The sequence below is a fragment of the Streptomyces sp. NPDC001415 genome (genome assembly GCF_053597395.1).
Genome location: NZ_JBSFIE010000057.1, coordinates 1 through 15,862, shown reverse-complemented (window position 1 = coordinate 15,862; position 15,862 = coordinate 1). Strand labels below are relative to the sequence as shown.

Sequence of the window (15,862 nt, the reverse complement as noted above, 5' to 3'; positions counted from 1 at the left end):
AACCACTCTGCGTGCCGCCGCTCTTGCTGCATCCGCCGCCATGGTCGTCGTCGGCGTACAAGCCGGCTCGACCGCCGGCGCCACCGACCGCGCCGCCGGTGCCACCGCCCTTGACCTCAGCACCGCCCAGCGCGCCGACGCCCTGAGCGCGGCCCAGGACGCCGCGCCCGCCACCGCCCAGCAGATCGGGCTCGGCGCCAAGGAGAAGCTCGTCGTCCGCGACGTGATCAAGGACGCCGACGGTACGGTCCACACCCGCTACGAGCGCACCCTGGACGGCCTGCCCGTCCTCGGCGGCGACCTCGTCGTGCACACCGCGAAGAACGGCACCCTCAAGGGCGTCGACAAGGCGACCGACGCGAAGATAGCCGTCGCCACCACCACCGCGCTCAAGGCCGCCCCCACCGGCTCGCGCAAGGTCGTCTGGGCCGCCGACGGCAAGCCCGTCCTCGCCTACGAGCGCACCGTCACCGGCACCCAGCCGGACGGCACGCCGAGCCGCCGCGACATCGTCACGGACGCCACCACCGGCACCGAGCTCTACTCCCACGAGGAGATCGAGACCGGCACCGGCACCAGCGAGTACTCGGGCAAGGTCACGCTCGGCACCTCCAAGAGCGGCTCGACCTTCAGCCTCACCGACGCCACGCGCGGCGGTCACAAGACGTACGACCTGAAGGGCGGCAGCTCCGGCACCGGCACGCTCTTCACGAAGTCCACCGACACGTGGGGCGACGGCACGCCGTCCAACCGCGAGACCGCCGCCGTCGACGCCCACTACGGCGCCGCCGAGACGTGGGACTTCTACAAGACCGAGCTCGGCCGCAACGGCATCGCGGGCAACGGCAAGGCCGCCTACTCGCGCGTCCACTACGGCAACGGGTACGTCAACGCGTTCTGGGACGACAGCTGCTTCTGCATGACGTACGGCGACGGCGAAGGCAACAAGAAGCCGCTCACCGCGCTCGACGTGGCCGGTCACGAGATGAGCCACGGCCTCACCGCCGCAACCGCCAAGCTGAACTACAGCGGGGAGTCCGGCGGCCTCAACGAGGCGACCAGCGACATCTTCGGCACGTCGGTCGAGTTCTACGCCAACAACGCCTCCGACAAGGGCGACTACCTCATCGGCGAGAAGATCGACATCAACGGCAACGGCACGCCGCTGCGCTACATGGACAAGCCCAGCAAGGACGGCGGGTCGGCCGACTACTGGTCGAGCGGGGTCGGCAACAAGGACGTGCACTACTCGTCCGGCGTCGCCAACCACTTCTTCTACCTGCTGTCCGAGGGCAGCGGCGCGAAGACGATCAACGGGGTGAGCTACAACTCGCCGACCTCCGACGGCTCCAAGGTCACCGGGATCAGCCGGGTCAAGGCGTACAAGATCTGGTACAAGGCGCTCTCCACGTACATGACGTCGACCACCAACTACAAGGCCGCGCGCGCCGCGACCCTCAAGGCGGCGGGCGACCTGTACGGCGCGACCAGCACGGAGTACAAGACGGTGGCGGCCGCCTGGACAGCCGTCAACGTGAAGTGACGCACTAGCCGACGCACGAACGGGTCAACTCACCTGGTTCCACGGGGAGTTCGGCGGGAGTCGCGGGAGTTCCACGCGACGCCTGCGGACGCCTGCGGACGCCTGCGGACTTCTACGGACGCCTGCGGACTTCTACGGAGTCTCGGGCTTCCCGTCCCCGTGGAGCCAGATGTCCCACACGTCAGAGAGCTTGTGACCCGCTTCGTCGTCGACGAAGCGGGTGAACTCCTCGGTCGAGGCGTTGGCGTGCCGGTGGGTGCGCGTCCAGTCCCGCACGAGCGTCAAGAACTTCTCGTCGCCGACGGCCTGCCGGATCTTGTGGACGACCATGGCGCCGCGCACGTACACCGGCCGCCCGGACACATCGGCGGCCGTCGGCGGAGCTGCCGGCGGGAAGGCCCAGATCTCGTCGCCGTCGTCCTTGGCGTACTCCTCGTCGAAGTGCTGCTGCGCGGTCGACCCGCCGTGGTCCTCGCTCCACAGCCACTCCGAGTACTGCGCGAAGCCCTCGTTGAGCCACATGTCGCGCCACGTCGCCGGGGTGACGGAATCGCCGAACCACTGGTGGGCCAGCTCGTGCACGAGGGTGCTCAGGTCGAAGTGGTCCAGCGGTATCACCGGCCGGTTCTGCGTTTCAAGGGCGTAGCCCGAGGCCTTCTCCGGCGCCACCACCACACCGGTGGACGAGAACGGGTACGGCCCGAAGTTCTGCTCCTCCCAGGCGATGACGTCCGGGAGTTGAGCGACGACCTCGGCGGTCTGCTCCTTCACACCGGGGTCGACGGCGTTGTAGATCGGGATGCCGGACTTGGTCATCCCCTTGTCGTCGATCTCGTACGGCCCGATGGCGACGGCCGCGAGGTAGGTCGCCATGGGCTCCTTGACCCGCCAACTGAACGTGGTGCGGCCCTTGTCGCTCGCCTTGGACGCCAACTCGCCGTTGGACACGGCCTGAAGACCGTCCGGCACCGTCACCTTGATGTCGTACGTGGCCTTGTCGCGCGGATGGTTGTTGGACGGGAACCAGGCCATCGAGCCGGTCGGTTCGCCGAGCGCGAGCACACCCCCGCCGCGCGACTTGAGCCAGCCCTCCTCGGAGCCGTCGGGGTCCGTGATGGTCTTCGGGCGGCCCGAGTAGCGCACGTACGCGGTGAACGTCTTGCCCCGGGTGAGGTCCTCGCGGGGGCGCAGGGTCAGCTCGTCGCCGGCCCGGTTGACGGCGGCGGGCTTGTCGTCGACGGTGGCCGCCTCGACGTCCATCCCGGCGAAGTCGAGGTCGAAGGCGCTGAGGTCCTTGGTGGCCCGCGCGATGATCGTGGCCCCGCCCTTGAGGTGCCCGGTCGCCGGGTCGTAGTCGAGGTCCAGGCTGTAGTGCTGGACGTCGTAACCGTCGTTGCCGAGCTTGGGGAAGAGCTCGTCGCGGGTGCCGGAGGAGCCCGGGGTGCCGGTCACGCCGCCGGTGCAGGAGGTGACGGCGAGGGCGGTGAGCAGGGCGACGGCGGCGAGGCGGGTGCGACGGGCACGGTGCGCCCCGCGCCCGTGCGGCGCCGTCCGCCTCTCCGGTCGTCTGTCCACGTCAGTGATCCTAAGGGCGCCGCCACGACCCGCGCCCGGGGACTGCTCCTCGGCACTCTGAGACCGCTCGGACCGGGGCCGGTGGCTGAGTGCTCCCGGCCCGGGACTACTTGCCCGGGAACTACTTGTTCAGTGCCGCGACGCCCGCCTGGGCGAACTTCTCGTCGAGGTCGCCACTCGGGGCACCGGCCACACCGACAGCCGCGACGGGCGCCCCCTTGGCCTGAACGGGGGCGCCGCCCGCGAGGAACAGGGTGCCGGGGATGTCCTTGAGGTTCGGGGCCTGGGCGAGGCGCTTGGCCAGCTCGGAGGTGGGTGCGTTCCAGGAGACCGCGGTGTACGCCTTGCGCTCGGCCGACTCGGGCGACTGCGGCCCGGCGCCGTCGCCGCGCAGGGTGACCAGGGTGTTGCCGTCGCGGTCGACGACGGCGACGGACACCTTCTGGTTCTCCTTGACGGCGGCGTCGAGCGCGGCCTGGGCGGCCTTGGTGGCGGCGGCGACGGTGAGGTGGGTGGAGGTGGTGAGGTTGTGGGTGGCGGTGGTGGTGCTGCTGGTGCCGGTACTGGTGCTTTGTGCGGCGGGGGCGGCGGGAGCTGCGGCGCTGGCGGAGACGGCGCCGAAGGTTCCGGCGGCGGCGATGGCGAGGGCGGCGGCGCCGAGGGCGAGCCGCTTGGTGCTGGTGCTGGCGTTGGTGCTGGTGGTGTTCTGCGTGGTGTTGGGGTTCATGCTTCGATCCTCGGGGCGGATCCGGCCCCTGCCCCTCGGCGTACCGGCTGCCCGCGACGCGCGAATCGGTGGAGGGCCCTGTCGGCCGATCGGTTGATGCGGGGGTGGCCGGCTCGGGTCACGATGAGGGCGCGGCAGGTACGTACGGGCAGGTGAGGAGGGTGGATGAGCGACAACGGAGGGCATGGGACGCGGGGCGCCGACGTCGGGACGCAAACCGTCATCGACCCGGCCGATGCCGAAGGCGGGACGCACGACGTCGTCGACCCGGCCGGCGTCGAGCGGTGGTTGCCCGTCGTCATGCACGCCGCGTTCTTCCTGCTGCTCGGGGCCTCGCTCGCGCGGTTCCTGATCCGGCATCCCGGGGAGGCCCGTACGCCCTGGATCATCGCGCTGTCGGCCGCGCTGGCCGTGCTGTACGTGCTCGGGCCGGCGCTGGGTTCGCGGCCGACCCCGCGGCGGCTCGCCTGGCTGGGCGGGGTCGTGGCCACCTGGATGGTCCTGGTGGTGCTCGCGCCGAGCTTCGCGTGGTGCGCGGTGCCGCTGTTCTACACGGGCCTGCGCACGCTGCGGCCGCGAGCCGCGCTGGTGCTGGTCGGGGTGCTGACCGCGTTCGTCGTGACCGCCCAGGTCGAGCTGTCCTCCAACGGCTTCGACCCGAACCTCGTCCTCGCGCCGCCCGCCGTCGCGGCGATCGCGACGGCCGTGTTCGTCCAGATGCAGCGACAGGCCGACCGTCAGCGCCAACTGGCCGCCCAGCAACGGGAGTTGATCGACGACCTGTTGCGCACCCGGCGCGAACTCGCCGCCACCGAACGCCGCGAGGGCACGCTCGCCGAGCGGCAGCGGCTCTCGATGGAGATCCACGACACCCTCGCGCAGGGCCTTTCCAGCCAGCAGATGCTGCTCCAGGCGGCGGACCGGGTGTGGGCCGCGGACCCCGGGGCGGCGCGACGCCATGTCCGTACGGCCGAGTCCATCGCGGAGCGCAACCTGGCGGAGGCGCGCCGCTTCGTCCAGGACCTGGCTCCGGCGGACCTCGCGGAGGGCGGCGGTCTGGACGCGGCGCTGCGCACGCTGGCCGCGCGGGAGTCGGCGGAGTCGGGGTCGTTCGAGGTGCGCTGCCACATCGACGGCGCGCCGAACGCCCCCCTGCCCGACCGTGTGGGCTCCGCCCTGCTGCGTATCGCCCAGGGCGCCCTCGCGAACGTACGCGAGCACGCCGGGGCGACGTCGGCGGCGCTGACTCTCACCTATCTGGGCGACCAGGTGGTGCTGGACATCGCGGACGACGGCCGGGGTTTTTGTCCCGGGTCCTCCCTTGGCGTACGGGACCCCTCTGGTCAGGCACCCGGCGTGCGGCCGGACCCCGGCGTCGGGGCGGCTGACCACGTCCGCCCCAGCTTCGCGCCCCCGCAGCCCCCCGGCGTACGGGGCCACGGGCTGCCCGCGATGCACGCGCGGGTGCGGCAGCTCGGCGGGAGGCTGACCGTCGAGTCGGCACCCGGCGAGGGCACCGTCCTGTCCGCCGCGATCCCCCTGGAGCCCCGGCCATGACCGACCCCGTACGGATTCTGCTCTGCGACGACCACGCGGTGGTGCGTGCGGGGCTGCTCGCGCTCATCGGCAGCGAGCCGGACATCGAGGTGGCCGGGGAGGCCGGCAGCGGCGAGGAGGCGGTGGCCGCGGCGGCCAAGCTGAAGCCGGACGTGGTGCTGATGGATCTCCAGCTGGGTCCCGGCATCGACGGCGTGGAAGCGACCCGCCGCATCTCCGCGACCGGGGTGCGCGTCCTGGTCCTCACCACGTACGACACGGACGCCGACATCACTCGGGCGATCGCGGCGGGGGCGACGGGCTACCTCCTCAAGGCCGAACGCCCCGAGGAGCTCTTCGCCGCGATCCGGGCGGCCGCCGAGGGCCGCACCACGCTGTCCCCACCCGTGGCCAGCCGCGTCATGAACCAACTCCGCGGCGCCTCCCGCCCCACCCTCACGCCCCGCGAACTCGACATCCTGGCCCAGCTGGCGAACGGCCTGGGCAACCGCGAAATCGCCCGCGCCCTGTTCATCAGCGAGGCCACGGTGAAGACCCACCTGGGCCGCATCTACGACAAGCTCGGCGTCGACACGAGGGCGGGCGCGGTGGCCGTGGCGAAGGAGCAGCGGCTGCTGCCATGAGGGTGGGCGGGGTGCGGGTGGCCGCGCCAGAACCCGGGGTGGCTCACGGACCGGGAGCTGCGGCCCGCCCGGGGGCGCCCCCGGGCCCGGGGCGGAGCCCGTGAGGGGGCTGCGGAAGGGGGGCCCACCCCAGCCATGACACCATCGACCCGTGCTCGACATCGGCTACTCCCTATCCCGCCGCTTCCCCGACCCCACGCGGATCGACTACAGCCGCGCGGACGTCTACACGCTGCGCCACGACCTGTTCTGCGGAGACGTCTACCTCGCCGACACCAAGGCGGACCGCGAGGTGTCCACAGCCTGGGGATGGGTGCCGGTGCTCGACTTCGCGTGGGCGCTGTGCGACACCGTGGAGCACCTCGACCGGGACCCGCTCGGCTCGCGCGCCGCACGGCCCCAGTACGCCGAGATCGACTTCACCGAGTCGACGGACCGGATGCTCTTCGAGCGCCGCTTCGGCTGGGTGGACGTGGAGGCGGACTGGATGCCCGCCGAAGAGGACCCCCTCACCTTCTCGCACACCGAACTCCGCCGCGAGACAAGGGACTTCCTGCACGACCTGATCGCCGACCTCACCGACATGCACGAGGGCCTCGGCGACAACCCCATCGTCTGGGACCTCCAGGCCCGCTTCCCCAGGATCGCCTGACGGGCCCCGCGGGGTCGACGGCGATCGGGGCCGGGAGCCCGGGAGCCGACGAGGGCCGGCACCCCCGCGGGCGGCTCCCAGGACCTCACCGCTCAGCGAACCCTCACGCCTCCACCCGCACCCCCACCTGCGCCGCGAACGCCGGTGCCAGGTCGAGGAGTTGGGTCGGGCTGATGACCGCGCCCGCGAGCCGTTCCACCCCGCGTGCGATGTCGAGCAGGGTCGCCCCGCGCAGGTCGACGTCCTTCATCCGGGCGCCGGTGAAATCGGCCCCGCGCAGCTCGCAGCCGCGGAACTCGACCCGCGCCAGCATGGCTCCGCCGAAGTCCGGCTCGGACAGTACGCAGCCGTCGAAGACGACATCGCGCAGTTCGGCCTCGCGCAGGTTCAGGTAGTCGATCTTCCCGCCCTTGATCAGCACCCGTTCCAGGACCGAGCCGTGCAGCTGCACCCCGCCCATCCGGACGTCGCGCACCTCCACGTCACGCAGGCTCGACCGCGACAGATCCGTACCGACGCCGCGGATCCCGGACAGCACCGAGTCGATGAAGCGGGCCCCGGTCAGCCGCGTATCGTCCAGGCCGCATCCGTAGATCCCGCAGTCGAGGAAGCGCGCGCTGTGCGCCTGCTGTCCCGCCAGGTCGAGGTCCCTGAACTCCAGCCCGTCATAATCGCCCTCCGGCTCCAGCTCACCCGCGCCGAACGGCGCCAGTGGTGGCAGTCGCACCTCCGCCCTGCGGGCACCCGCCGTAGCCGCCGTCTTCTTCGCACTCCGTGCCGCTGCCATGTCCTCATGCTGGACCATGGCACTGACAATCACCCCTGCTCGTGACCGGGGGAACCCTCAGCTCCGTAAATTCGCGGCCAGAACATGTCACATTCGGGCACCCCGCTCCGTCCTCTCTGCGTACGCCGCGCCCCTCGCGAATGGAGACAGCAATGGCAGCAGGGACGAGCCGGGGCCGCACCGGCCGGATCACCGTCGTGGGCGGCGGCTTCGCCGGACTGACCGCCGCGATCACCGCCGCGGAGTCCGGCGCGGCCGTCACCCTGTACGAGGCGCACGGCAGCCTGGGCGGCCGGGCCCGTACCGCCGCGGCCCCGTACCGGACGAACGAGGGCCCGCACGCCCTCTACAACGGGGGCCCGCACTGGGCCTGGCTCAAGCAGCGCGGACTGCTCGGCCCGGTCGCGGCGGTGCGGCCGGCGGAGGCGGTACGGTTCCGCTTCCTGCGGCGCGGAACACTGCGCCGCACCCCGCCGCTCGCCCTGCTGCGCCTGGCCCGCAAGCGCCCCGAACTCGCCCCGGTGGACGTCGACTTCACGACCTGGGCCACTGGTCAGGTCGGCCCCCAGGGCGCCCGCGCGGCCGCGCACTACATAGCCGTCGCCCTCTTCCACCACGACCCGGGTTCGCTCTCCGCCCGCTTCGTACAGGAGCGCCTGCACCGCGCGGCGGCCCTGCCGCCCGAGGCGCACTACCCGGTCGGCGGCTGGGGCGCGCTCATCGAGCGGATGGCGTCGCGCGCCCGGGACCTGGGCGTACGCATCGAAACGGACGCCCGGGTCGCCGAACTCCCCGGCACCGCCGAGGGCCCCGTCGTGGTAGCCACCTCCCTGGACGCGGCCCGCCGGCTCCTGGGCGACACCGCCCTCACCTGGCCGAGCGGCCGCGCCGCCCTGCTGGACCTGGCGCTGGCCGCCCGCCGGGGCGACCCGTTCGTGGTCTCCGACCTGGACGCCCCGGGCTGGCTGGAACGCTTCACCGGCAACGACCCGGGCCTCGCGCCCGCCGGCGAGCACCTCTACCAGGGCCACTTCCCCATCGCCCCGGGCGAGTCGAAGGCGGACGGAATCGAGCGTGCGGAGCGCCTGTTGGACGCCGGGTTCCCTGGCTGGCGCACCCGCGAGACATGGCGCCGCGAGGCCCTGGCGACAGGCCGCACCGGCGCGGTGGACCCACCCGGCACGACGTGGCGCGACCGCCCCGCGATCACCCGGGGCCAGGGCGTGTACCTGGCGGGCGACCAGGTGGCGGCCCCGGGAATCCTGTCGGAGGTGGCCTTCAACAGCGGAATGGAGGCGGCGTCGCTGGCGCTCACGGATTTGAGGCTGGCTCGGTTGGACGACCAACACACTTGAGAATATGGATAATTGATCATCAACGCGGGTCAGTCGAGGGCGGCCAGCGCATCCGTCACAAGGGTGCGCGCGGGGGCACCCCGTACGGCGTCCGCCGAAAGCCTCGCGAAGGCCCGCTCGTACAGCTCGACCTGGCTGGGCTGGGTGAGCGTGGCGGCGGCATCCAGCGTGTCCGCATGCACCCGGTGGGCGTCGAAGACGGTGAAGGTGGGCATGGGCCAGACGGTCCGCCGTGATGCGAAGGGGACGATACCCACGGCGACTTGGGGCAGATCCATCGCCGCCAGCAGGTGGCCGAGCTGTGCGGCCATGGCCTCGACCCCGCACAGCCGGTAGCGCAGGACCGACTCCTCCAGAACGAAGGAGAACCGGCGCCCGCCACGGCTCAGCACCGCGTTGCGCCGCATGCGGGCCTCCACGGCATCGCTCACGTCGTCGGGGGTTCCCCGGAACTCCGCGATGGACGACAGCAGGGCGGTGGCGTATCCGGGGGTCTGGAGGAATCCGGGGATCACGTCGGACACGTAGACCCTGAACGCCTTGGTTCGCTGGTACAGATCCCCCGTGGACTCCTGCAAGCGACGCAAGCCACTCCGCTGGAGCCGCCTCCATTGAACATGGGCGTCGTCCAACTGCCGGTTCGCCGCGATCAGATCGGGGACCTGCCCGTCGGCCCCGCAGGCCCCGCACCACGCCCTGATGTCCGCGTCGGACGGCGGCGTCCTGGCGTTCTCGATGCGGGAGGACTTCGACTCCGACCAGCCGCACCTGCCGGCCAGCTCCCGCCCGCTGATCCCCGCATCCTTCCGGATGTCCCGCAACTGGCCTGCCAGGGCTTCCCGAGCAACCTGGACGCTCGATGAGGGGTGCGGGGACATGAAAAGAGACCGGCCTTCGTCAGACGTCGTACAGGTGGTGCGGTACGGCGCGCTCCCATACGGCTTCGAAGGCAGCGGAACACAGCTTCACCAGCTCCGGATCCTTCGTGATCTCATCCTCCACCACGACGCCGTCACCTGAGAAGTGGTGCACCCGGAGCACCGCGCCGTCGAACAGCCAGAAGTCGTTCCCCGGCAGAGCGATTTCCGCAGTCCGGCGCCGCGGCAGCCATCGGACCTCCTCGTCCGCCCACACCGTGGGACAGTGATCCCGGTCGGTGTCAGGGTCGATTCCGATGAACTCAACGGCCATGGTCTGCTCCCGGGTCGGGTGCTTGCGTGTCCTTGCACAAGCTTCTCGGCCAGCCGACATAACGTCAATATGGCCTCCGGACCGGCCAATTGACATGCAAACTGCTGCAAGTTCGTAGAGCCGAGATCAGGCCCATCCCTACGGTCGTCATCACCACGACAGCACCGAGGGGACGGCGGAACATGGTCCAGAAGTGCCAGACACAGGGCATGTGCCGAAGGGCGATCGCGAGCAGCACAACCAGGAGGACCCCCTGATGTGGGCCATCCCGCCGGCAAGCTCCCTCGACGCCTGGCTGTACGAAGCCAGGCCCGTCCCCGGGTGCGCGGGCTGCGCCGACGCCATGGCCCGCCTGGAGGCCGCCATGAAGGCGGGCAACGCCACCGCCCGCTTCAACGCCTCGGCCGACGTGCGCAGCCACCCCGACCACGAGGCAGAGGCCTCATGAAGAGGGCGGCGTCCCGGCGAAGGAGTTGTCGACCGGGGCGCGGCGCGTCGCCAAGAGCCCTCGACTACCCCCCGAGCCTGCCCAGCGCCTCGTCCGTGAGCCGGTACACCGTCCACTCGTCCTGCGGCCGCGCCCCCAGCGACTCGTAGAAGGCGATCGACGGGGTGTTCCAGTTCAGGACCGACCACTCCAGGCGCTCGTACCCCCGCGCCACACAGATGCGGGCCAGTTCCGTCAGGAGGGCCTTGCCGTGGCCGCCGCCCCTGGCCTCGGGGCGTACGTACAAGTCCTCCAGGTAGATGCCGTGCACCCCGCGCCACGTCGAGAAGTTCAGGAACCAGAGCGAGAAGCCGACCGGCTCCCCCGACTCGTCCTCCGCGATGTGTGCGAACGCGGCCGGGTGCTCGCCGAACAGGGCCTCGCGCAGTTGGTCCTCGGTGGCGCGCGCCTCGTCCAGGCACTTCTCGTAGTCGGCCAGCTCGCGGACCATCGCGTGGATCACCGGAACGTCGGAAGGCGTGGCCCTGCGGATCATGGGTGTCGTCATGGGCGCAGGGTAGGGCGCCTCCCCGCCGCCCGCTCGATCATTTCGCTCTGCGGATCCCGACCCCATGGCGCAGGCCTACGGCAGGACGAAGCCGATCGTCGGGAGGCTCGGGAGGCTCGGGAGGACCAGGAAGCGGGACGCCGCCGGGGTCGCGGGGTTGAGGGCGGCCTGCGGGCGCGTCAGGTCGAAGGTCTTCGCCGTCCGCGGCTTCACCCGGTTCTCGGTCGGCAGGGTGTTCCCCGCGCCGGGGAGCTGCGCGATGACGGCATCGGCGGTCATGGACACCGCGATCCACTCGGCCCGGTTGTTCCGCACGTGGACTCTGACCCTTTTCCGCGGTGGCGGCGGCGCGGGTGGTGCCTGAGGGGTGCCCAGGTCCCATGACCATGTCTGGCGGTTGCGCGGAAATCGTGCGGGTCGCTGAGTACGGTCCGGGATGGTCCAGCGTGGCCCGGTCAGCGGAGCCGGCTGCGGGTTCAGCGCAAACCTCCCCAGCATCGGGGGGCTGGGATTCGGCGTGCTGGGGCGCGCCGGCCTCGGCGGATCGTCGGCGACGGGCGGAAGTTCCTCCACCCGCACCTCCACCCCCGCGCACACGACCGGACGGCCGTAATCCATCCGCACAGCGAGGCGCGCCCCGCCCGTGGGCGGCCTGCCCTGCCTCTCCGGCGCGATCGGCTTCCCGGCGTTGGCGGGCTGCTCGCCGTACCGCTTGCAGAGGTACAGCACATCGGCGTACGACTTGGTCGGCAGCGTCGTCCCGTACAGCATCTCCTTCTCCAGGATCCGCCGGGCCGACCCGATCGTCTTGCGCACGTCGTTCAGTGAGGGGACCCACAACCAGCAGCCGGCGAGGGCCACGTCCGCCACCGCCTGGCGCTGCGGGGACTTCATGTGCTCCGCGATCCCGAAGGCGCGCACGAACTCGTGGCGGGCGTCCCGGATCAGTTCGCGGCGGTCCCTCGCACTGCGCCACGTGTCGGGCAGATCGCGTACGTATCTGCGCCCGGCGGCCATGTGCTCCTCGAACTCGCGCGCCGGAATATCGCCGACCACCTTGCCCAGCCGGTCGACCTTGACATTCAACTCCGCGACCATGCCGCCGAGTTGCTGGAGCCCTGACTCCTGCCGGGTCGACGTGCTCACCAGCACGTCCACCACCTGGGACGCCACCCCGGCCCAGGCCGCGTTGTCCATGGCCTGCCCCTGGATCAGCTGCGCCACGGTCGTGCGCGCGGCCAGGACCCCCAGTGCGACCGCCAGCTCAATACCCATGGCCCACCCCCGAGACAGCCAACGCCATCAACTCTAGGGAAATTTCGGCCAGTTGGCTGCCGGATCCCCCCTTCTCGCACCCGGCCCTCCGCCCTCCCCGGGCCACCCCGCATCCAGCCAAGACGCGCACAATCCGGATGTCGGTCCCCCCGCCCGCCCCGCCCCCGTGCGTGAATCGGCGCATGAGGCGATTCACGTACGGCGTGCGACTGCTCCGCCGCGTCCGGGGCTACATCCGCAGCGCCCCCGGCACCTACCTCTGGCTGGCGGCGCTCTTCGTCACCACCATCGCCATGCACCACATGTCACCCGAGTTCGAGGCGGACTTCCTGCGGCAGCGATCCACCAACATCCACGAGCTGTCGACCAACCCCCGCCGGGTCCTGATCGCGAGCGCCTTCTGGATCGACGGCGGCGGCTGGCTCCCGTACGCCGTGCTCTACTCCGTCTTCCACGCCCAGGCCGAACGCTGGCTCGGCACCTTGCGCTGGCTGATCGTCGCCTTCGGTACACACGTGGCCGCCACCTTCATCAGCGAGGGCGCCCTGCTGTGGGCCATCCGGCACGACTACGCACCCCACTCGGCCGTCAACACCCTTGATGTGGGCGTGAGTTACGCCCTCGCCGGTGTCGTCGCCGTCCTCACGTACCGGATCGCGCGGCCCTATCGCTACCTGTACCTCGTCGCGATTCTCGTCATCTACGGCGCCCCGCTCCTCAGCGGCCGCACCTTCACCGACCTCGGGCACTTCGCTTCCGTGCTCATCGGACTCGCCTGCTACCCACTCACCCGCGGGCAGGGCGGCGCCCCCTGGAACCCGGCCGACACGCTGCGTACGGTCGGCCGGGAGACGGGCTTCTCGGGGGCGCGGGCCAAGGACCGGCTTTCCTAGGGCGGTTACGAGATACCGGCGTCCGCCAGCACCTTCTTGAACGCCTCCTCGCTGAAGATCGCCCGGCCGTCGCCCGTCGGCTTCTTCCCGTCGATCAGGATCACGGGGCTGCTGTTGACGCCCGAGTCCTCGAACGCCCCCTCCGCCGCCTTCACGAAGTCCTTGTACGTGTTCTCACGTACCGCCTTGTCGAAGGCTGGCCCGCGCAGGCCGGGCACCTTGTCGGCGATCTTCAGGAGGTTGTCGGCGGTGAAGGCGTCGTCCGTCTCCTTCGCCGGCTGGCTCGCGAAGACGGCCGCGTGGAACTCGGCGAACTTGCCCTGATCGACCGAGGCCCGCATCGCGTTCACGGCCCGCTTCGAGCTGTCGCCGCCGAAGTTGGCGTCGAGGAACGAGGCGATCGTGTAGCGGATCTTGACCTTCTTCTCGGCCGCGAGTTTGGCGACCGCCGCCGCGCCGCCGCCCTCGTAGTGCATGCAGAACGGGCAGCGCGGGTCCTCGTACACCTTCACGGTGTGGGGCGCGTTCGGATCGCCGACGACGATTTCCGCACCCTCGACCTTCGCGGGCAGCTTCGCGAGCGTGGCGGCGTCCGGGGAGGTCTTCGCGGTCAGCTCCGCCTGCGAGGACGTGCCCGATCCGGAGCTCGACCCCGAGCCCGAGCAGGCCGCCGCCGACAGGCCGAAGGCCGTGGCCGCCACCACCGCGACGGCGGCGCGACGGAAACTGCGTACACCCATGAAGATTCAACCTTTCGGCACAAAACAGAGCAAAAATCCTAACCTTCGACACTAAACACCCGGCCGCACCGCCCCGGCCGCCAAAGGTCCCGCCCCACGCCGCCATTGGTCCCACGGATTCCGCAACGACCCCGCCCACCTGCGGATTCCATGGGTGGACAGCTCCACGATCCGGGTGTACGAACAACCCCCATGAGCACGATCAACGGCGGAATCTCCTTCTGGTACGCGACCGACGGCATCCCCGCACCCCGCGAGCCGCTGCCCGGCGACGCGACCGCCGACGTGGTGATCGTCGGCGGCGGATACACCGGCTTGTGGACGGCGTACTACCTGAAGAAGGCGGCGCCCTTCCTCTCCATCACCGTCCTGGAGTCCCGTTTCTGCGGCTACGGAGCCTCCGGGCGCAACGGCGGCTGGCTGTACAACGGCATCGCGGGCCGCGACCGGTACGCGAAGCTGCACGGGCAGGAGAGCGCGGTCCGGCTGCAGCGGGCGATGAACGACACCGTGGGTGAAGTGGTGCGAGTCGCCGGCGAGGAGTCGATCGATGCCGACATCCACCAGGGCGGCGTACTCGAAGTCGCTTACACACCAGCCCAGTTGGAGCGTTTGAAAGCCTTCCACGCCGCCGAGATCGCCTTCGGCGAGAAGGACCGCGTACTGCTCGGGGCGCGCGAGACCGCGGAACGCGTCCGGGTCAGCGGGGCGGTCGGCGCCACCTGGACCCCGCACGGGGCGCGCGTCCACCCGGTGAAGCTGCTCAAGGGGCTCGCGGCGGCGGTCGAGGCGCTCGGGGTCACGGTGTACGAGTCGACGCCGGTCACCGAGATCCGGCCCCGGCACGCCGTCACCCCGTACGGAACGGTGCGCGCGCCCTACATCCTGCGCTGCACCGAGGGGTTCACCGCCTCGCTCAAGGGGCAGCGGCGGGCCTGGCTGCCCATGAACTCGTCCATGATCGCGACGGAGCCGCTCGGTCCTGAGGTGTGGGAGGCGATCGGCTGGGCGGGGCGCGAGACGCTGGGCGACATGGCGCACGCGTACATGTACGCGCAGCGCACGGCCGACGACCGGATCGCCCTGGGCGGCCGGGGCGTCCCGTACCGCTTCGGTTCGCGCACCGACAACGACGGCCGCACCCGGGCCGCCACGGTGGAGGCACTGCGGGAGATCCTGGTGCGCTTCTTCCCGCAGCTGGCCGGGGTACGAGTCAGCCACGCCTGGTCGGGGGTGCTCGGCGTGCCACGCGACTGGTGCGCCACGGTCACCCTGGACCGCACGACGGGTCTTGGCTGGGCAGGCGGCTACGTCGGCTCGGGCGTGGCCACGGCGAACCTCGCGGCGCGGACGTTGCGGGACCTGGTGCGGCAGGACTCGGGGCAGGCGGGGGGTACTGAGCTGACGGCCCTGCCGTGGGTGAACCACAAGGTGCGGCGCTGGGAGCCGGAGCCGCTGCGGTGGCTTGGGGTGCAGGGTATGTACGCGGCGTACCGGGCCGCGGACCGGAGGGAGCTGTCGCGCCACCGTGCTGCGACGGACCGGATCGCGACCCTGGCCGACCGAATAGCGGGCCGCCACTGACCCGGCCTCCCTGGGCCCCACCCCGCCCCTTCCCTGAACCCGCCGGGGGTGGCATGAGCTGAGGCCCGTCTCCCGGGGGGGGGCTGGCGAGGGTGGCTGGTCGCTCCCCCAAGTTCTCGGCTTCGCTCGAACAGGGGGGACCCCCATGAACAGGGGACCCCCATCGCGGCGGAGCCGCACATGTCACAGCCCCGCGCTCCTTCCACGGTTGATCGTGGCCAGCAGCGGCATCTTCAGCCCGTCATGGGGGTCCCCCTGGCCCTTAAGGCATTGGGGGAGTTTGAGGACGAGCGCCCTTCAGTCGCGAACGGGGTCTGGGGCGGAGCCCCAGGAACGACCACCGGGCCGGAGCCGGACAACCAACC

At 71.1% G+C, this 15,862-nt stretch carries 15 protein-coding genes and 1 pseudogene; 8 read left to right on the top strand and 8 right to left on the bottom strand.

All coding sequences use genetic code 11. From position 1 onward, the window contains the following. Nucleotides 1-40 precede the first annotated feature (40 nt). A complete protein-coding gene (locus tag ACWC2B_RS36695; protein ID WP_450724484.1) occupies nucleotides 41-1,543 on the top strand; it encodes a M4 family metallopeptidase in 1,503 nt (500 codons plus the stop codon). Nucleotides 1,544-1,675: 132 nt separating this feature from the next. Here ACWC2B_RS36695 and ACWC2B_RS36690 read toward each other — a convergent pair whose 3' ends face one another. Beyond that, a complete protein-coding gene (locus ACWC2B_RS36690) occupies nucleotides 1,676-3,118 on the bottom strand; it encodes a M1 family metallopeptidase (protein WP_450724468.1) in 1,443 nt (480 codons plus the stop codon). A 121-nt stretch (nucleotides 3,119-3,239) separates the two neighbouring features. Further along, on the bottom strand, nucleotides 3,240-3,845 hold the full coding sequence (locus tag ACWC2B_RS36685; RefSeq protein ID WP_450724466.1) for a GlcG/HbpS family heme-binding protein: 606 nt from the start codon (nucleotides 3,843-3,845) through the stop codon (nucleotides 3,240-3,242). Between the two features lie 165 nt (nucleotides 3,846-4,010). Between ACWC2B_RS36685 and ACWC2B_RS36680 the strand changes: the two genes are divergently transcribed. From ACWC2B_RS36680 to ACWC2B_RS36670, 3 genes are all read left to right on the top strand, one after another. Further along, complete coding sequence (locus ACWC2B_RS36680) at nucleotides 4,011-5,402, top strand: sensor histidine kinase (protein ID WP_450724464.1); 1,392 nt, start codon at nucleotides 4,011-4,013, stop codon at nucleotides 5,400-5,402. Next, on the top strand, nucleotides 5,399-6,025 hold the full coding sequence (locus ACWC2B_RS36675; RefSeq protein WP_450724462.1) for a response regulator: 627 nt from the start codon (nucleotides 5,399-5,401) through the stop codon (nucleotides 6,023-6,025). Before ACWC2B_RS36680 ends, ACWC2B_RS36675 begins: the two co-directional genes overlap by 4 nt. Nucleotides 6,026-6,176: 151 nt before the next feature. Then, a complete protein-coding gene (locus ACWC2B_RS36670) occupies nucleotides 6,177-6,677 on the top strand; it encodes a hypothetical protein (RefSeq protein ID WP_450724460.1) in 501 nt (166 codons plus the stop codon). 103 nt (nucleotides 6,678-6,780) lie between these two features. On the opposite strand, the gene ACWC2B_RS36665 is transcribed toward ACWC2B_RS36670, so the two are convergent. Further along, a complete protein-coding gene (locus tag ACWC2B_RS36665) occupies nucleotides 6,781-7,464 on the bottom strand; it encodes a pentapeptide repeat-containing protein (protein ID WP_450724458.1) in 684 nt (227 codons plus the stop codon). A 140-nt stretch (nucleotides 7,465-7,604) separates the two neighbouring features. On the opposite strand from ACWC2B_RS36665, the gene ACWC2B_RS36660 reads away from it, so the two are divergent. Continuing rightward, nucleotides 7,605-8,819 carry an FAD-dependent oxidoreductase gene (locus tag ACWC2B_RS36660; RefSeq protein WP_450724456.1) on the top strand — a complete coding sequence of 405 codons (1,215 nt, stop codon included), beginning with the start codon at nucleotides 7,605-7,607 and terminating at the stop codon, nucleotides 8,817-8,819. A gap of 29 nt (nucleotides 8,820-8,848) precedes the next feature. Here the strand turns inward: ACWC2B_RS36660 and ACWC2B_RS36655 are convergent, their stop codons facing one another. Continuing rightward, nucleotides 8,849-9,697 (bottom strand): helix-turn-helix domain-containing protein, encoded by an 849-nt coding sequence (locus ACWC2B_RS36655; RefSeq protein ID WP_450724454.1) that lies wholly within the window; start codon nucleotides 9,695-9,697, stop codon nucleotides 8,849-8,851. A 19-nt stretch (nucleotides 9,698-9,716) separates the two neighbouring features. Beyond that, nucleotides 9,717-9,953 (bottom strand): annotated as a pseudogene (locus ACWC2B_RS36650) (DUF6879 family protein); the annotation flags it as partial. 250 nt (nucleotides 9,954-10,203) lie between these two features. Between ACWC2B_RS36650 and ACWC2B_RS36645 the strand changes: the two are divergent. Then, nucleotides 10,204-10,458, top strand: coding sequence for a hypothetical protein (locus ACWC2B_RS36645; protein ID WP_450724452.1), 255 nt, complete (start codon nucleotides 10,204-10,206; stop codon nucleotides 10,456-10,458). A 64-nt stretch (nucleotides 10,459-10,522) separates the two neighbouring features. Here ACWC2B_RS36645 and ACWC2B_RS36640 read toward each other — a convergent pair whose 3' ends face one another. Both ACWC2B_RS36640 and ACWC2B_RS36635 read right to left on the bottom strand, forming a co-directional pair. Further along, nucleotides 10,523-10,993, bottom strand: a complete 471-nt coding sequence (locus ACWC2B_RS36640; RefSeq protein ID WP_450724482.1) for an N-acetyltransferase family protein — start codon at nucleotides 10,991-10,993, stop codon at nucleotides 10,523-10,525. An 87-nt stretch (nucleotides 10,994-11,080) separates the two neighbouring features. Beyond that, entirely contained in the window at nucleotides 11,081-12,280 is a 1,200-nt protein-coding gene (locus ACWC2B_RS36635; protein ID WP_450724450.1) for a hypothetical protein, read from the bottom strand. 182 nt (nucleotides 12,281-12,462) lie between these two features. Between ACWC2B_RS36635 and ACWC2B_RS36630 the strand changes: the two genes are divergently transcribed. Then, entirely contained in the window at nucleotides 12,463-13,173 is a 711-nt protein-coding gene (locus ACWC2B_RS36630; protein WP_450724448.1) for a rhomboid-like protein, read from the top strand. Nucleotides 13,174-13,178: 5 nt separating this feature from the next. On the opposite strand, the gene ACWC2B_RS36625 is transcribed toward ACWC2B_RS36630, so the two are convergent. After that, nucleotides 13,179-13,913, bottom strand: coding sequence for a DsbA family protein (locus ACWC2B_RS36625; protein WP_450724446.1), 735 nt, complete (start codon nucleotides 13,911-13,913; stop codon nucleotides 13,179-13,181). 192 nt (nucleotides 13,914-14,105) lie between these two features. Here ACWC2B_RS36625 and ACWC2B_RS36620 point away from each other — a divergent pair, with 192 nt between their 5' ends. After that, complete coding sequence (locus ACWC2B_RS36620) at nucleotides 14,106-15,497, top strand: NAD(P)/FAD-dependent oxidoreductase (protein ID WP_450724444.1); 1,392 nt, start codon at nucleotides 14,106-14,108, stop codon at nucleotides 15,495-15,497. Nucleotides 15,498-15,862 lie beyond the last annotated feature (365 nt).